Below are 16,655 nucleotides of genomic sequence, written 5' to 3' on the forward strand. Positions count from 1 at the left end.
TCAGGATGCGGAGGACTGCTTGGCGTTGGTCTTTCGCATCGATTCCCCCTTCAACGGGAGTTTGTGGGCCTGATGGACGAGCCGGTCGAGGATCGCGTCGGCGAGCGTCGGATCCTGCAACCAGGCATGCCAGTGTTCGAGAGGCAGTTGGCTGGTAATGATCGTGGAGCGCGTGCCAACGCGATCGTCGAGCACTTCGAGCAGATCGTTTCGGGCACCCTGATCGAGATCCTGCAGCCCCCAGTCGTCGAGCAGTAGGACGTCCATCTTGGCGAGCTGCGCGAGCCGCCGCGTGAAGCTGCCGTCGCCGTGGGCGATCTTCAATTCCTCGAACAGCCGGGCAACGCGGACGTACATCACGGAGAAGCCTTGTCGGCAGGCCTGCTGACCGAACGCGCACGCAATCCACGTCTTGCCTGCTCCGGTCGGCCCCGTCAGGATGAGGTTTTGTGCATTACGGATCCAGTCGCAACCAGCAAGTGCGGCGACGACGCTCTTGTCGATGCCGCGGCTCTGCCGGTATTCGATGTCCTCGATGCAGGCCTGGGGATTCTTGAGTTTCGCGGACTTCAGCAGCCGTTCGAGCCGCCGAGTATCGCGCCAGGCGAGCTCGCGCTCGACGACCATGCCGAAGCGCTCTTCGAACGACAGGCTGGTGCTGGCGGTCAACGCCGCTTGTTCCTCGAACGCGCGGGCCATGCCGTCGAGCTTCAGGGATTTGAGCTGGGTTAAGGTTTGCTGCATCAACATCGCGACCTCCTTGGGTCAGTGGTAATAGTCGGGCCCGCGCACGTTCTCGTGATCGGGCGAATGCCATTCGGTGAGCGGAATCGGGAGCATCGGTTGTCGGTCCAGGCCGGACTCGAGGATCGACAGAACGGAGCGACGGGTCGGTGAGCCGATCACGAGTGCTCGCTGGCAGGCGGCTTCCAGCCGTTCCTTGCCGTACTTACGCGAGAGCGACAGCAGTCCGAGGCACGCTCGATATCCCATCTCGGGGTGCGGCCGGTTGGTCAGCAGGTGTTTGACGATTGCCTCGGCACCGGGACCGACGGACGCGCCCCAGTTCAGTAATCTCCCGGGCGTCCATTCCATGTGGGCACGGTGCGCCGCCGGCATGTGCTCGGGCAACGTTGTATGCTTGTTCCGGAGTCGGCTGCGGGCGTGGGCGGCAACGCGCTTGCCGCGGTGCAGGATCTCGACGCCGTGGCGTGTGACGCGCGCATAGACCTCCTGACGTACGAGGCTGTGCGGGACGCTGTAATAGTGATGGTCGACTTCGACGTGGTAGTCGATGTTGACGCGGCACTTCACGAAGGTCGCGATCTCGTAGCGGCGGGCCGGCAGCGGGCGTAGCGCTGGTCGGTCAAGCCGCTCGAACCATTCATGGCGGTTGCCGTCGAGCTTTTTGAACGGACGCCGGTTCAGGTCGGCAATCAGCTTGCCGATCGCCTTGTTCAGCTCGGCCAGGCTGTAGAAGCGGTGGTTGCGCAGGCGTGCGAGGATCCAGCGCTCGACGATCTGCACGCCGACCTCGACCTTTGCTTTGTCCTGCGGCTTGCGCGGTCGCGCCGGCAACATGGCGGTCGCGTAGTGGTTCACGAAGTCCTGCGTGGTGTTGCCCAGCACCGGTTCGTAGCGATCCGCCTTGGCGATCAATGCCTTGGGGTTGTCGGGCACCAGCAACTCGGGAACGCCGCCGTAGAATTCCAACGCGTCGATCAGGCTGCCGATCCAGTCGGGCATGGTCTCGGAACGCGTCGCACATGCATAGGTGTAGTTCGAGGCGCCGAGAACGGCCACGAACACGTGGGCCTTGAACGCGACGCCGCCGTCGCGGCCGAGGATCGGCACGGTTTGCCCGGCGAAGTCGGCGAACAGCTTCTCGCCGGCGCGGTGTTGCTGGCGCATCGAGCGCTTCAGCGCCGCAGCCCAGTCCTTGTACCGCTGGCAGAACTGCGTATAGCGATAGGTGCGTTGGCCTGGGTGAGCCTCGACGTACTCCTCCCAGAGCAGTTGCAGCGTCACGCCCTTGCGGCGCAGGTCGCGGTGCATCGCCGCGTAATCCGGTTCGACCCGGCGGGTCGGGACCGCGGTTTCCTCCGGCAGGTCCAACCTGATCTCGAGCTCGTCGTCGGCGAGCGGTTCGACGGTAGCCCAGTCGAGGCCCGCCGCGCTCGCGCGCGCGGCGTATGCCGAGATGGCGCCGACGCTGATGCCGATCGCGCGGCTGATCTGGCGGTGCGACAGGCCGCACGCCCACTTCAGCCGCAGTACTTCCTTCAGTTTGCGCATGCTCATCCGATGTGCCGGCATCAACCTGTCCCCTAAAAAGGATCAAGGCTAACGCCCGTCGTTGATCACATGCGCAACACCACCGCCGAGCCAGAACGGCTATCCCGTTTCGGTCGAGTGATCAGCTGTTTCGGTTCACTGATCACTCATTCCGGGAACGTGATCACCCGTTTCGGCAAGATGATCGCTCGTTTCGGAAACCGGTGATCAGCGATCACCTTCGACCGAAACGGCCGATCACCATCAATCGGAACCACCGATCACGTTCAACCGAAATCGCTGATCACGTTCGCCGAAATACGCAGTTTCAGAACCTGTACGTGAAGTCGAATCTGTCCGGGGAGTTCACTCTGGTCAACGAGTACCTGATTGCCGATCTGAAGAAGCTCGGCATCTGGGACGAGTTGATGCTGGCCGACCTGAAGTATTACGACGGGTCTGTTCAGCGCATCGACCGCATTCCGGAGGAGATCAAGGCGCGCTATGCAACGGCGTTCGAGATCGACCCGAAGTGGCTTGTGGAGGGAGCTGCCCGCCGGCAGAAGTGGATCGACCAGGCTCAGTCGCTGAACATCTACATGGCCGGCGCGTCGGGCAAGAAGCTGGACGAGGTCTACAAGCTGGCGTGGGTTCGCGGTCTGAAAACGACCTACTACCTGCGCACGATGGCGGCTACGTCCGTAGAAAAGTCGACCGTGGCATCGGGAACGCTCAACGCGGTTACCCCGCCGGCTTTGGCCGCTGTTGCTCCGCAGGTCACCACGGAGCCGGCTCTGGAAGCGGACGGTCCGGTCTGCACGATGCGTCCGGGCGATCCGGGCTTCGACGAGTGCGAGGCCTGCCAGTAGGGTCTACTGGTGGACTCGTGATGTCTTAATCGCAGGACGGCCTTCGGGCTGTCCTGCCTCTTCTCGTTTTGGAGTTTGAGATGGAAATATCTTCATCCTTCGGCGCGGTTGCTCACGCGCATGCAGGTGGCGCCGCCGGTCGTATCGATGCTGCTGACAAGAGGATCATCAACGGCAAGACCGATGTGAACCAGCTCGTACCGTTCAAGTACAAATGGGCCTGGGAAAAGTATCTGGCTGGTTGCGCGAACCACTGGATGCCGCAGGAGATCAACATGGCGCGGGACATTGCGCTGTGGAAAGACCCGAACGGCTTGACGGCCGACGAGCGTCGGATCATCACCCGGAATCTGGGGTTCTTCACGACTGCCGACTCGCTGGCTGCGAACAACATCGTGCTCGGTACCTACCGGCACATTACCGCACCGGAATGTCGCCAGTTCCTGCTTCGGCAGGCGTTTGAGGAGGCCGTGCACACGCACGCCTACCAATACATCGTGGAGTCCCTTGGACTGGACGAAGGGGAGGTCTTCAATGCCTATCGAGAGGTTGCTTCGATCAAGGCAAAGGACGATTTCCTGATCCCGTTCATCGAGACCTTGACCGATCCGTCGTTCACGACGGGAACGGTCGAGAACGATCAGAAGCTGCTTTTGAGCTTGATCGTTTTCGCATGTCTGATGGAAGGCCTGTTCTTCTATGTCGGCTTTACGCAGATCCTGTCGTTGGGCCGGCAGAACAAGATGACGGGTGCGGCGGAGCAGTACCAGTACATCCTCCGGGATGAGTCGATGCACTGTAATTTCGGTATCGACCTGATCAATGCGATCAAGCTGGAGAATCCGCACCTGTGGACGGAATCGTTCAAGCGGAAGGTGGACGAGGTATTCAAGGAAGCTGTACGCCTCGAATATCAGTACGCGGAGGACACCATGCCCCGCGGCGTCCTCGGTCTGAACGCCGGTCTGTTCAAAGGATATCTGCGTTTCATTGCCAACCGGCGAAAGACGCAGATCGGTCTCAACCCGGATTTCGAGGGCGAGACGAACCCATTTCCGTGGATGAGCGAAATGCTCGATCTTCGGAAAGAGCGCAACTTCTTCGAGACTCGAGTGATCGAGTACCAAACGGGCGGCGCTCTGAGCTGGGATTGATGGTTGCGGTCGCTGGCGTTGCCAGCAGCAGTGACTACGTGCGGCACCCGGATTTCCGGGTGCCATTTTTTTAAATGGAGAAATCTATGAAACACAAGCGCAGTAAAAGCAAGAATCCGCGGGCAATCCGCGTCGAGCAGGCAAAGGCTCGCGAGGCCAATGCCAGATGTCACCTTGAATCGACGAGAACCGAGCTGAAGCTGGCTCGCAAGCGAATCGGGGAATTGGAATCCGAAGCACAAGGTCTTCGCGAGAAGGCTCTAGAAAAGGGTTCCAGCAAGAAGTTGGGTAGGGACGTGTTCCAGGACGGACTGTTCTTCTTCGTTATTGCCCTGCTTCTTGAAGTCGGGAAGCCCTTTCTGGAAACGGAGTTTGAAATCCAGGGGGAGAGCTCCCAGACGGCCATCATCGTGGTAGTCATGCTCGTGATGGCAATGCTGTACTGGGGTGCGAAGAAGGTCGATTCCCGGCTCGAGGCTCGAGGGAGGCAACTCCTGAAGCATCAGCCGTCGGGAACGTAAAAGTGGTTACCTATTCGACATCCAGTGTGACCCGAGACCCTGCTTCGGCAGGGTCTTTCCACATGGCTGCGAAAATTTCCCGACAAGAATTCACCTGTACTATAATTTTGCTACCTAGCTGGGGGTCGATACTAGCCTGAGCCGGAAATCGGCACTTTTCCCTTCCTGAGACGTCACAAGCATGCATGAGGTGGATGCTTGTGAGGTTTTTTGTGCTACGGCACAGAAGGGCTGCCTGGTATGCCCGTCCCGCGTTTGATCTGGACTCCCCAGGCCTCAGGGTTTATCCCTCACGTCCTGCCTTTCCGTTCTGGATAGGCAATTCTCCTTTCATGTGTTCTTGGTTTCGAGGCCCCCCAGAGCGATCCGCAACGTTCTGGGGGGCCCCGATTCCGGGGTTCACGTTCGACAAGGAGATCAACATGAACGTCCAACCCCAGGTGTCTGATACCCAGATCATGGTGCAAACGGGGCGGGGGCTCCCCAGCATTGCTGATGGGCTTCCCCAACCCCGTTCCGCCTTTCCTGCGTTGGCCCGTCGCGCGTTCGAAGAAGAGGGCGCCTCGGACCCATGTCTGAGCCCGAGACTGGCAATCAGTCTGGCTACTTCAAGAGAGAGTTCTGCATATGATGTCCTGGCCGATGTCGTGATGGCCGGACACGAGGGTTTGCCGCTGCTCGTCGATACGTCGGCGCCAGTGACATCCACGGATGAGACGATTTTCATCGATTCCTCCCGCGGGTTGCTTCTGCACTCGATCGGACGGCTCTATGAGTCGTCGCGACGGGGCAGCCTGTTGGACGGTGCGTTTCCGATGGTCGTGATCAGCGAGGATCATCTTGCTGACGCGGCATCGTTGGGAACCACGGAAACGTATGTTCGTGTCGGCAACGGCCGGCGCGGATCAAGCGCGCTAGTCGCGCAGTCGCTGATCGCATTTGAGTCTCTCGGGACGGGGGTCAGCGGCGTATTTTTCGACGAGAGTTCAGTGGTTCGGGATGGTTGCGGCGGCATCTTCGGAACGAATTCCGGGTTTGTCGGCGCGAACGAGGCGGTCACGGGGATCGTTTTGAACTTGTGTGATTACCTCGTGGAAATTCCTGGCAAGAACACCCAGCTCGACGGCAGGCGGCTCAAGGAGCACGTCCGCCTGGCGGTTCGCGATCTTGACGCGATGCACGACGTTCATGCGACCGGCGGGAATCTGGAGCGATCCAGTGAGGCCCGACGCATCGCCATCGGAATCTCGGGCATTGCCTCGGCACTCCAGAAGTTTGGGAGCGCAGGGGACGCGGATAAAGCCAACGCGGCGCTTGTACAGGTGGCTGGGATGATCCGTGATGAAGCCCATGACGCCTCGTGCGATCTCGCACAGGAACGTGGCGCTTCGGCATGGTTCGATTGCGCGGAATTCGATGCCGGACCCATGTCGGAACTGCTGTCGCCACAAGTGGCGGAGCGCGTCCGCATGTATGGACTCAGGAACGTGCAGATTTTCGGGTGGGCCCTGGTTGCGGACCGTCCGGTTTCTGCGCACGCCGTCGGACTGACGTCGGACGGATGTATCGATGCGGTGCGAACCGCGGAGGGGGTCGGCCAGCAGTTGCAATGGCATACTGCGATTTCGGAAGCCATCGGCACGAAGTACCTTGCAGAGGTACTGGTACCGGACAACTGGGGCGCTGAGCAGGTGGGGAAACTCGCCGCGCGGTGTCAACAGGGAGGCCTCTGGGGCGTGTCTGTACGCTGATAGCGTACGGCGGCCGTGCATATGGGCTTGGCCGGCCCATTTAGTCGCGAGACTTCTTTGCAAAGCGAGGCGTTTGCAAAGAGGTTTTTTGCGCGTAGCGCAGAAAGGGTAGCTGGCACACCTATCTAAGTCAGCCATTCGTTTGTCAACCCTACCGGGGATTTCATGCCCGGTAGGGGGCATGGAGTCTTCGGGGTTTCCAGGAGATCTCCATGTCGCAGCAAACCGAAGTACGAACCCTCGAAAAGGTTCTCTGTTTCAGTATCGAAGCCCATATCTGGTCCGGCCGGCGCAAGCTGAAAACGACCGATATCGGCGAAGTCGAAGATCTGCCGCACGGCGACCTTGCGTCGCTGGGTAGCAAGAAGGTCATCGACAGCGAGCACCTCAAGGTGTTCGACAAGCTCAAAAAGCGCGCGCAAAAGGCTTGTGAAAGCCGCGGAGTGCGTTTCCTCGGCGGCTATGCCATCCCCGCCAGGAAGGCAAAGCTGGTCGCAGATGATCTCGACGCAATCGCAGTCGAATACGAGAAGGAGCGAAACCATCTCGTATCGAACTACGACCGTCTGATCCTCGAGTGGCAGAACGCCCCGCAAAACCAGGAATGGGCCCATATCATCAAAGACGAAGCGCCCGAAAAGGCGTACGTCGAAGGCGCTCTGGGATTCCGCTGGCAGGCGTTCAAGGTTCGCTCCGTCGGCGAGTCGGAAGAAGATTTCGATCAACTGTCGGGTGGCCTGAAGCAAGCCGAGCAAGGGCTGGCGGGGACGCTTTTCCGAGAGATTGCCCAGGAAGCAGCGGCGTTCGAAGAACGCACCCTGTCGTTCGGCGGCCAGAAGAACGGCCAGGCTCGGGAATATGTCACGCAGCGTTGCAAGAACGCGCTGCAGGCGATTCGCGAGAAGATGCAGGGCCTCGCCTTCCTCGACCCGTGTGTACGTCCGATCATCGAGACCATCGACTACAGCATTAAGTTGCTGCCGGAGAAGGGCAAGATCGAGGGCATCCATCTGACGACCCTTTGGGGGCTGACGGGGATCCTCAAACGACCGGATCGTATGCGCGCGTTTGGCCAGCAGTGTCTGGAGTCGGGTGACGTCGCCGCGACGTTCAACCTCGCCGTCGGCCCGCGCTTCGGTGCGGCGGACGAAGAGGGGGATGCACCGCCGGTCTCTGTGCCGATGGCTGCGCCCATGCAGCCTGTTGTGAGCGCTGGTTCGCCAGCACCTGTCGGCCGTCCTGGTCCGGCAGTTTCGTCGATGCCGTTGCCTTTGCCGCCCCAACCGGGCATGGCAACGGGCTTCGGGATCTAAACCCGAAGGGGCGTAACAATCGCCCCTTCGGGGGCGATTCTTTTCTCGAAGGAATCGCATGAACATCAATACGCTGAAAGGCGCCTTGCCGATCGCGGCCAGGCTGCTTGCGGAGAAGTGCGGTCTGAAGGTGCGCATAGGCGGCAATCGAGCCTACGCGAATCCCAGCGAGATCGTGCTTCCCGATCTTCCAATCGAAGTGGAAAAGGCTCGAGTCCTCGGACTCGGGTTTGTTCTCCACGAAGGGGCGGGGCATATCGTTCATACCGACTTCGAGTCGGTTGCGGCGATGGACCTCGCGGCTTTCACTTTTCGGATCTACAACGCGCTCGAGGACGTGCGCATTGAAGGCCTGGTGGAGCGGCGCTACCCCGGTGCCAATCGGATTTTTATGGCAATGCGCGAAACTCTGTCGAAAGACGGGCAGCTTCGCGAAATGTCGAATTCCTCCGATCTGGCTGAAGCTCTGATTACCGCGACGGTGCATACCTTGAACTGGCGGCTGCTCAAGCGAACCTTTTTCGAGGCTCGTGAGGCGATCGCCGTGCAATGGCTTACGAGTGCGTTCGATAGTTCTTTTGCGAACGCATATCTGACGGTCATCGGCAAGGTTCAATTCGCACACACGTCGGCCGATGCCGCCCGGATCGCTGTCGAGGCCGTTTCCCTCCTGCAGCAGTATGCAGAGGAGAACTCGGACTCGGATCAAGATTCGAGCGACCCGGAAGACGGCGGTGAGGATGAAGCCAACGGGGATTCCTCGAAGGCTGAATCCGATCCGAACGGCGAAGCAGGATCCGGCGGCGATAGCGGTCAGCTCGAGGACAGCGGGCAAGACCGTGAATCCGGTGGTGACGGTGACGTTCAGTCTGCTCCTGTGTCGGAGCAGCCGGCCTCGGCGGGCGCCAACGGTGACGATTCAGCCGCGGATGATGGTGCGACGTCGACCGACGAAGGAGACCCTTCGCAAGGTCTCGCGAACGCTGATTCCGATGCGGCCGAGGATCCGTCCTCGGCACAAGGCGGTTCTGCTGACGCCGGCGGTAAGGCCGAATCGCAGTCCGACGGCGATAAGCCGGAAAGCGGCGCTGGATCTGCGGCTGATTCCGGTGACGGTTCGGAGCCCGGTGACGGTTCGCAGTCGGGCGACGGTTCGCAGCCCGGTGACGGTTCGCAGTCGGGCGACGGTTCGCAGCCCGGTGACGGTTCGCAGTCGGGTGACGGTTCGAGTCAGGAGCCTGGCTCTGTCTCTGCTACTGAAGACGGTACGGGCGCGTGCGCCTTGGCCGACGACGGGCAGCAGCCGGCCCAGGTGAATGATTCGGGCGCGTCGTCGTTGGACCTTTCCCAGAAAGCGACGTCGCGCGATGTTCGTGTGGCGTTAGGCGCTGGCTATAACCCCAGAGAAGATCTCGGGGAAATAGTTCAGGGCATGCTGAACGGGATGGCGGATGAGTCGGATGCGCCACCTGTTCTGTCGAACGCGATCCCATTCACGGAAGAGATCGATGACAACGGCGAAATCGTCCAGCGCGTCAAGCGCGAGTCGATCGCGCTGCGTCGGAGATTGACGACGGCTCTGGAAGCGGTAACGCAAACCAGAAGCTGGGATGCGTATGCGGGTGAACGGCTTTCCAATCTGGGTGCTCTCAGGCTGTCGACTGGCGACCTGAACATCTTCGAGCGGGAGTCGTCGCGCAACAGCATCGACGTTGCGATCCACTTGTTTCTCGATCGTTCCGGAAGTATGCAACTCGAGGAGCGGATGACGTTGGCGATTGATACCTGCACCGCGCTCGGCATTGCTCTCGGGCAAATCGACGGGGTACAGGTGGCAACGTCCGCGTTTCCGGCCGGATCGCGAGAGTGCGATCGGGATGTTCTCATGTTGAATCGCTTCGGTGAGTCGGTGCGCAAGCGTGCCGGCCGGATCGCGGCGGTTCGAGCGGACGGTCACAACACACCGCTCGCGGACGCGCTGCTCTATGGCCAGTACTCGCTGTTGTCGACAAAGGCGACCCGGCGGATCCTCCTGCCGATAACCGATGGTGTACCTGACAGCAAGGAAGGCGTGGTGGACGTGGTTGCGTCGTGTCAGCGCTGGGGGATCGAGGTGATCGGTGTTGGTATCGGCCAGGATATTTCCGGTGTGATTCCCAACAGCATTTTTATCAAGGAGGTTGCAGATCTGCCGACCCAGATGTTCGAGCTGCTTCGCAAGCAGCTAGTTCTGAAAAAGGCAGCGTAGGCCGGGCCCGGGGGAAATCCCCCGGTTTTTCAACTGCAGTAGAAAAAGGGGTAGACGATGAGCGTTGATGTGCTCGAGCGTCGGCGTGAGAATGAAAGGCAGGTTGCCGAAGCTCAGTCGCGTTCGGATGGTCGTTGGCCTGACTTGCTGCAGGTGGCCGGCCTGGACGAACAGTATCTGCGACCGAAGCGAAACGGTCTAGACAGCGTCAAGCAGCACGGCCGGTCAGCGACAACTATTTTGGCCGGTCAACGGGTGTAGTTGTCGCTGGCTAATTCATAGTTGTCGCGCCTCCATCGTAATTGTCGTTGGGTAATTGTCGCCGGCGCGCGCTCTGTTTGTCGCTGGCCTTTCGACGGCGATAGCTTTCTACATTCAGTTCAAAGATCGTCGAGTGATGGACGAGCCGGTCGATGGCTGCGACCGTCATGCCGGGGTCGGGGAACACATCATTCCAGCCAGAGAACGGCTGATTGGCCGTTATTAAAAGACTTTTGCGCTCATACCTCTCGGCGATCAGTTCGAACAGTACGCTGGTTTCGGCCTGGTCCTTGCGCGCGTACGACAGGTCATCCAGGATGATGAGATCGAAGCGATCGAGCTTCGCGAGCGCGGATGGCAGTTGCAGGCTCTGGCGTGCAGCCTGGAGCTTCTGGACGAGTTCGCTGGTGCGCGTGAACAGCACCCGGTAGCCAGCGTCGATCAGCGCGTGTCCGATAGCCGATCCCAGATGACTCTTGCCGGCACCAGGCGGCCCGAACAGGAGAATCGTGGCGCCTTTCTCCAGCCAGGATTCCCCGGTTGCCAGCGCAGTGACATGCGCCTTCGAGACCATCGGCACCATGCCGAAGTCGAAGGTAGCAAGTGTCTTGGTCGGGTCCAGATGCGACTCGGTTCGGTGGCGCTCGATGCGTCGTTTGGCGCGCTCGGCCAGTTCGTGCTCGAGCAATGCGCCGAGCAGCCGTGAAGCCTGCCAGCCTTCCTTGTCAGAGCGTTCCGCGAACTCGGGCCACAACCTGCCGATCGTCGGCAGGCGCAGCTCGTTGAGCATGAGGGCCAGACGACCGTTCTCATAGGCGGGTGCGTTCATGCGGCCGCCTTGTCGAGCAGTTCGTCATAGACTGCGATGGGAGGCATCTCGACCACCACCTCGGGACACAGCGCCTCACGCGGAGCGAATTCGTCGCGCAACTGTTTCAGGTCGGGCAGTTCGCCGACTACGAGCAACGCATCAAGCCGCTGCGCCAGCAACGCTTCAACGCCGTGGTGCCCTGCAAGTTCGAGCAACCCCACCATGGTCTTGCATGCCTGACGTTGCGTCAGTTGCGCCTCCAGCCGCTCCCAGGTCCGGCGGTAGGCATCGCGCGGAAACAGCGCGTCGCGAAACGCAAGTCCCCTGAACGCCTGAGGCTTGCGCTTGAGAGAGTCAATGAAGTGACGGTAATCCAGTGCGTGGCGGTTGTCGGCGGCACGGGAGCCTCGCGGCGTACTGTGCACCAGCGCGCCCGACAGATAGCAGTCGAGCCGGTCACCGTAGAGACGCACCTTCAGGCGGTGGCCGATCAGGCGCGACGGCGCGCTGTACAGGATGCCGCGCACGGTGAACGTGCTGCAACGGGTCACGAGCGCCTCTTCCTCGACGAAGTCAGTGGTACGGCGTTCAGGCAAATCCTGCAACTGTGTGCGCTCAATGCGAAACGCCGCGGCGTTGCGCCGGTTCCGGCGCATCACCACCTCACGGATGAATTCATCGTAAGCCGCCCGGTCAGCGAAGTCGCGATGGCCGCGCAGCATCAGAGCCTGGTCGACCGCTTCCTTCAGATACCGGTGCGAGGATTCCACGCTGCCGTTCTCGTGGCCCAGCCCGCGGTTATTGCGCGTGCCCTCCATGCCGTAATGGTCGAGTAACGCCGCATAACGCGTCGTTAAGTCGTCCTGCTCCTGCAAGTTCTTGAAGGCGGCCGACAGGCTGTCAGAGCGATGTTCGTGCGGGCTGCCGCCCGCCTGCCATAGCGCGTTCTGCAATCCCGCAGCGAGGGCCTCGAAACTCTCGCCACCCTCAACAACGTTCGCATACTCCCAGCGCGAGAACGCCAGTACGAAGTGATACAGGCGGTGGCCAAACGGGGCGCCGCCGATCGTCACGCACAGCTTGCTCATATCGGTGAAGTCCGACAGTCCGCGCACGCCGGGCTGATGCTCCTGGGGGAAGAACACCTCCAGGCTAGGCCCTTCGAGTGCCCGCCACTGGCGGATACGTCGCTCCAGCGTGCGACGCATGCTATCGGGATATCGATCCGGGTGATCATCCTGCAGCTTGCGCAGGACCGTGATGCCCATCAGGTTGGGCGCGTTGCGCAGCAGTGGTACGACTTCGCTGTCCCATACGTCGACGAAGGGATCAGGGCGGGTCCGCCATGATTGACGCGGCTTCTGGGAGGGCAACGTGGCATCGCGCTCGATGCGGCGTGCCGTACGCACGCTGATACCGGTCTTGGCGGCCGCGACTTCCTGCGGATGGTGTTTGCGCTTGTTCATGTAGAGACGAACCTGTTGGTCGGTAATGCGGGTTCCAGACATGAGCTGACCGCTTTTTATTTAAGCTTCGATCAGCCCATCCTAAAGCCCCGTCGACCTGGCGCCGCCGGTGGTTCGTCGTCTCCGGCGGCTACGCCGCCTCCAACTCCTCACCACCGGCCAAAACAATCGTCAACGACCGGCCAAGACAATTGTCGCCGCCCACGGTCCGTGCCCTTTTTGTGGGGGCAAGGACCGATATGCCTTTACCGACAAGTACGGTGATGGAAGTTACTACTGCCGCGGATGCGGCGGCGGCAACGGCCTCAAGCTGCTGAGCGTGGTATTCCCGGAGAAGACGTTCATGCAACGTGTTCGCTGGGTGTTGGAGTCGCTTGGGGCGGGGTTGGCCGAGTCTCCAGTACGTCCACGCAGTGCAGATGCACCGCGCCGGTCTGGGGAGCCGATGAGCAAGGAGGAGTTTGCTCGACGCAAGGCTCGCCACGTAAAGCTTTGGAACGAGGCTCGGCGAATTTCGGTAGGGGACCCGGTCTGGAAGTATCTGATCGCGCGCCTTCCCGAGCTTGATCCGGCTGATATTCCCGCTGTTCTTCGGTTTCACCCTGCGCTGACGTATTGGGAAGAGGACGAGGACGGGAAGTTTGTTCTTGTCGGGAAGTTCCCCGGTATGGTGGCGGCAATCCAAGGGCCGGATGGTGTCTGTTGCAACGTTCATCGCACCTTCCTCACGGAGGATGGTGCCAAGGCCCCGGTAACGAGCGTGAGGAAGAAGGAACTCTCTCTGGAAATCAAGGGAGGGGCCATTCGACTCTACGCTCCGACTAGCCGGGAACTGAGTGTTGCGGAGGGCATCGAAACGTCCCTGGCAGTCCGGGTGTTCCGCCGTGAAACTTGCTGGTCTATGGTCGACGCCGGCGGGATGGAGGAGTTCGATTTCTCCGTGCTCGACGACATCGATTTGCTTCGGATCTACCAGGACAATGATCTTCCCGACGGTCGGGGAGTTCGTCGTGGCTTCCAGGCAGGCGAGAAGCTCGCTGAACGTGCGAAGGCGATGGGCAAGCGGGTGATCAAGTACGCACCAGCCAAGGCTGGGACGGACATGCTGGACTTTGTTCGTTCGCTACCAAAGCGGTCATGAAGATAGGTCGGAAACGACCTGAACAGAAAGCGCCGGGGTTGAGGACCTCGGCGCTTTTTTTATGGGGCGCAGACATCCCCTTGCAAGGCTGTTCGCAATCAGTATCCTGTCGCTATAACGTCAGGCAAATTAAATGAGCAATCAGATTGATCGTCTTACCATCCATACTCAAGCTGAAGATGAGCGCTTCGTGTGTACGTGGCGTCTCGGGCGCAAACAGGGCATTGTGTATGTCACGGTGGAGGCGGATGTTGCCGAGAAGGATGTTGTCGCGGAGTTGAGCGCGCTGCATTACCTCGTCGAGGACGTCCAATTGATGGGTGACAATCGGAGCGGATCGAGCCTCGAGATCACGATCTCCAACCCGACGATCTTGGATCTACGAAGCGGCCGGAGCAAGAAGTCGCACCTGTATCCTTACGCGGTGCTGCTTCTGACGAAATTCCTCGAGGTCCCGCTCAACGTTGAGAAGGACTGCTCGTGGGTGGGTGAGGGTGCCAAGACCCGTGAGCGGCATCTGTCGGTATCTGAGCCGCTCAAGCTCTTCTTGGACGTGAAGGGGCACGGTAAGGTCGGCGTGCGGCAGCACAGCTTTGAACAATTCCGGGCGCGGCTGAATCATGTCAGCGCTGTCGTCGCCTGGAAGGAGATGCAGCGGATCGCAAAGGCCGGAATGTCCCCTATTCGGAATCCAGAGCGTGGGAGCACCAAGCTATACCACGCGGAGAGTCATTGGGTGTTCGTGGTGGGCGACGACGGATACTTTGTCACCGCCTACACTGACTTCAACGTGGGAAAGCATGCCCGGCAGGCAGGCGATACACCGGAGATCCGATGACGTGGAGGCTTTGAGACGCCCGCTGTGCGGCATATCCAAAGCCAATGTCCGTCTGGGCCAACTGGATCACGGTGTTGTCCTCGAAAGAGAATTCCCACTGAGAAGAACCATCCGCGTGTGTCACCAAGGCCTTTAGTTTTGCGATGTACATCAATCCATCATATTGGACGATGTAATGCCGATCCGCCTCAAGTCCCAGATTCTGGGTCGTGTAGACGACTTTGTCACCGGCTTGGAGGAGATCCATTGCCTCGCGGGCGGAAACGCTCCAATAGAAGAACAGCCCGGTCCAGCCAACGGTCGAAAATTCCTTGATGCGTTCGGGCAGAGACATCTGAATCGGGTTGTGCCCGGACGGATCGTAGAGGAGATAGCTGTTCAAACTTCCCACGCCGATCAGATAGTCAGGCGTGACGTTTAGACGTTTCGCGAGATCGATCAGGATGTCGTAGCCAGGGACGAAGACGCCAGACAAGTACTTGTACGCGGTCGGCGATGTGACCCCAATTAAGTCGGCAATGTACCGGCTCCGGGCGAATCCGGTAGTCGGAAGGCCTCTTGCGTCAAGAATCGTATGCAGACGCTTCCCGAACGTCTGCCTGACGGCGTCGATGCCGCTCTTTTCCATGGTGGCGCACCCAAAAAGTGAGTTTTCTGCTGAGTATTATGCCGCAGGTCAGTTACCCCAGACGACAAAAGTCGAAGACGGATACCCCTGATCCCGTTTTGTCAAGCCCAATGCACATGCGAATTTTTTGTCCAGGTCGTCGGATCACCCAACTTCGCCGATGTCCGAAAACGACCAACAGTTAACGGCACGGTAAGGAAGAACCTGAACCTTGTCGAGTGCGGTACCTAACATTGGCGAGCATAAAGGACTTGACGCTTGCATTCCATCGCGGACTTGGGTAGATTCCCGTCAGGAACACTTCCTGTCAAGAAGTTGTTTCCCATAAAAAAGGATGTGAAGTAAGGGTTATTGGCCAGGTGACCACGATCGAGGGTTTTCAGAAATGTGTCCTATTCTTGAGCTTGCCGCGCTTGAAAACGTAAAGGCTGTCGAGAATCGCTGGAACGCGGTTCGCATGAATCAGACGCGCGCGATGCTCGTATACAAGCTGAGCAGCGAAGCCGTTGACGTCCTTCTCTCGACCCCACTCGAAGTTCTTGTTGAGAAGGTCAAGGATGCTAACCAGGCGATATTTGTGGACAACCAGTTCACGGATCTCCTCAAAGTTGTAACCGTTCAGTCGGCGCCGAAGTCCACCGTCCAGAACGTCATAGCGCTGCGCGGCTGATCATGAAAAATCTTCAGCTACGCTTCTACATCGAGCACGAGCAGAGGCTCAAGCGCCTGTGCGAGTTCGGCGCCCGTCCCAAAACGATGCAGGCACTACTGTCTCCTCGCGGCGGCGTGCACATCCAGACCTTCCGCGAGATCTTTACCCAGCTCACCGGCCGTACACCCAAGCCGGGCATGTCGCCGGCGCAGGACTACGCGTTCTTGCAGAAGCCGGGCTGGCGCTTCAAAGGCAGCCTGATCCTTCAAGCCTACATACGCCTCTGCGAACTCGGTGCGCACCACATCGACTCGCTGATCGAAGCTTACGCATTCTTCCTTGAAAGCTCCGAACTGGAAAAGAGTTCCGAGTTTTCGTTCGAGCGGGCGCTGATTCTGGTTCGCGGGTTCGAGACGGGCGATCTTCGGTTCACGAAGTGCGCCTGCTGCTCATCCCATCATGTGCATGAGCGAAACGAACCCGTAATGTGTCCGGTGTGCAACAACGGGAGCTTCGGCGGATCTCGCAAGCGCCACAGGAACCGCCTTCTTGCGACATTCCATCAAGTGGGGTAAGTGATTGTTTCAGGCTGCTCGTGCAGCTCCCACCATTCTGCATCAAAATTCGAACGTTGTAAGCATCTTCTTTCTCATCAGGAAGAATAGTCGAATCCTGGTGGAAGAGTAGACAATCCGTCTCAGATTTCTGTCAAGAAGCGTTAAAGCGAG

14 protein-coding genes and 1 pseudogene are annotated in these 16,655 nt (G+C 59.7%); 10 read left to right on the top strand and 5 right to left on the bottom strand.

The annotated features are described in order from the left end of the window. Both istB (CJU94_RS37030) and istA (CJU94_RS37035) read right to left on the bottom strand, forming a co-directional pair. Positions 1 to 750: an IS21-like element ISBmu3 family helper ATPase IstB gene (istB, locus tag CJU94_RS37030; protein ID WP_006400877.1), complete on the bottom strand. Its 750-nt coding sequence runs from the start codon at positions 748 to 750 to the stop codon at positions 1 to 3. 15 nt (positions 751 to 765) lie between these two features. Then, positions 766 to 2,316 (bottom strand): IS21-like element ISBmu3 family transposase, encoded by a 1,551-nt coding sequence (gene istA / locus CJU94_RS37035; RefSeq protein WP_095423560.1) that lies wholly within the window; start codon positions 2,314 to 2,316, stop codon positions 766 to 768. 284 nt (positions 2,317 to 2,600) lie between these two features. Between istA (CJU94_RS37035) and CJU94_RS37040 the strand changes: the two are divergent. From CJU94_RS37040 to CJU94_RS37065, 6 genes and pseudogenes are all read left to right on the top strand, one after another. After that, positions 2,601 to 3,017 (top strand): annotated as a pseudogene (locus tag CJU94_RS37040) (ribonucleoside-diphosphate reductase subunit alpha); the annotation flags it as partial. A 206-nt stretch (positions 3,018 to 3,223) separates the two neighbouring features. Then, a complete protein-coding gene (locus CJU94_RS37045; RefSeq protein WP_095423561.1) occupies positions 3,224 to 4,297 on the top strand; it encodes a ribonucleotide-diphosphate reductase subunit beta in 1,074 nt (357 codons plus the stop codon). An 86-nt stretch (positions 4,298 to 4,383) separates the two neighbouring features. Next, positions 4,384 to 4,818, top strand: a complete 435-nt coding sequence (locus CJU94_RS37050) for a hypothetical protein (protein ID WP_095423562.1) — start codon at positions 4,384 to 4,386, stop codon at positions 4,816 to 4,818. Between the two features lie 422 nt (positions 4,819 to 5,240). Then, positions 5,241 to 6,569 carry a hypothetical protein gene (locus tag CJU94_RS37055; RefSeq protein ID WP_095423563.1) on the top strand — a complete coding sequence of 443 codons (1,329 nt, stop codon included), beginning with the start codon at positions 5,241 to 5,243 and terminating at the stop codon, positions 6,567 to 6,569. Between the two features lie 212 nt (positions 6,570 to 6,781). Then, positions 6,782 to 7,882 (top strand): DUF3150 domain-containing protein, encoded by a 1,101-nt coding sequence (locus CJU94_RS37060; RefSeq protein ID WP_095423564.1) that lies wholly within the window; start codon positions 6,782 to 6,784, stop codon positions 7,880 to 7,882. Between the two features lie 58 nt (positions 7,883 to 7,940). Further along, complete coding sequence (locus tag CJU94_RS37065) at positions 7,941 to 10,130, top strand: VWA domain-containing protein (RefSeq protein WP_095423565.1); 2,190 nt, start codon at positions 7,941 to 7,943, stop codon at positions 10,128 to 10,130. Positions 10,131 to 10,401: 271 nt separating this feature from the next. Here the strand turns inward: CJU94_RS37065 and istB (CJU94_RS37070) are convergent, their stop codons facing one another. Both istB (CJU94_RS37070) and istA (CJU94_RS37075) read right to left on the bottom strand, forming a co-directional pair. Next, positions 10,402 to 11,220: an IS21-like element helper ATPase IstB gene (gene istB / locus CJU94_RS37070; protein WP_095418116.1), complete on the bottom strand. Its 819-nt coding sequence runs from the start codon at positions 11,218 to 11,220 to the stop codon at positions 10,402 to 10,404. Next, entirely contained in the window at positions 11,217 to 12,710 is a 1,494-nt protein-coding gene (gene istA, locus CJU94_RS37075) for an IS21 family transposase (protein WP_095418115.1), read from the bottom strand. Before istA (CJU94_RS37075) ends, istB (CJU94_RS37070) begins: the two co-directional genes overlap by 4 nt. Before the next feature lie 67 nt (positions 12,711 to 12,777). Between istA (CJU94_RS37075) and CJU94_RS37080 the strand changes: the two genes are divergently transcribed. Next, on the top strand, positions 12,778 to 13,809 hold the full coding sequence (locus CJU94_RS37080; RefSeq protein WP_244221196.1) for a DUF7146 domain-containing protein: 1,032 nt from the start codon (positions 12,778 to 12,780) through the stop codon (positions 13,807 to 13,809). 133 nt (positions 13,810 to 13,942) lie between these two features. Further along, entirely contained in the window at positions 13,943 to 14,647 is a 705-nt protein-coding gene (locus CJU94_RS37085; RefSeq protein WP_095423567.1) for a hypothetical protein, read from the top strand. Here the strand turns inward: CJU94_RS37085 and CJU94_RS37090 are convergent. Then, entirely contained in the window at positions 14,595 to 15,275 is a 681-nt protein-coding gene (locus CJU94_RS37090; protein WP_095423568.1) for a helix-turn-helix domain-containing protein, read from the bottom strand. The two genes, CJU94_RS37085 and CJU94_RS37090, sit on opposite strands and share 53 nt — an antisense overlap. Before the next feature lie 385 nt (positions 15,276 to 15,660). On the opposite strand from CJU94_RS37090, the gene CJU94_RS37095 reads away from it, so the two are divergent. Further along, entirely contained in the window at positions 15,661 to 15,945 is a 285-nt protein-coding gene (locus tag CJU94_RS37095; RefSeq protein WP_244221197.1) for a hypothetical protein, read from the top strand. A gap of 2 nt (positions 15,946 to 15,947) precedes the next feature. Then, a complete protein-coding gene (locus CJU94_RS37100) occupies positions 15,948 to 16,502 on the top strand; it encodes a FlhC family transcriptional regulator (protein ID WP_095423569.1) in 555 nt (184 codons plus the stop codon). Positions 16,503 to 16,655 lie beyond the last annotated feature (153 nt).

This window comes from Paraburkholderia aromaticivorans (genome assembly GCF_002278075.1).
Classification (GTDB): domain Bacteria; phylum Pseudomonadota; class Gammaproteobacteria; order Burkholderiales; family Burkholderiaceae; genus Paraburkholderia; species Paraburkholderia aromaticivorans.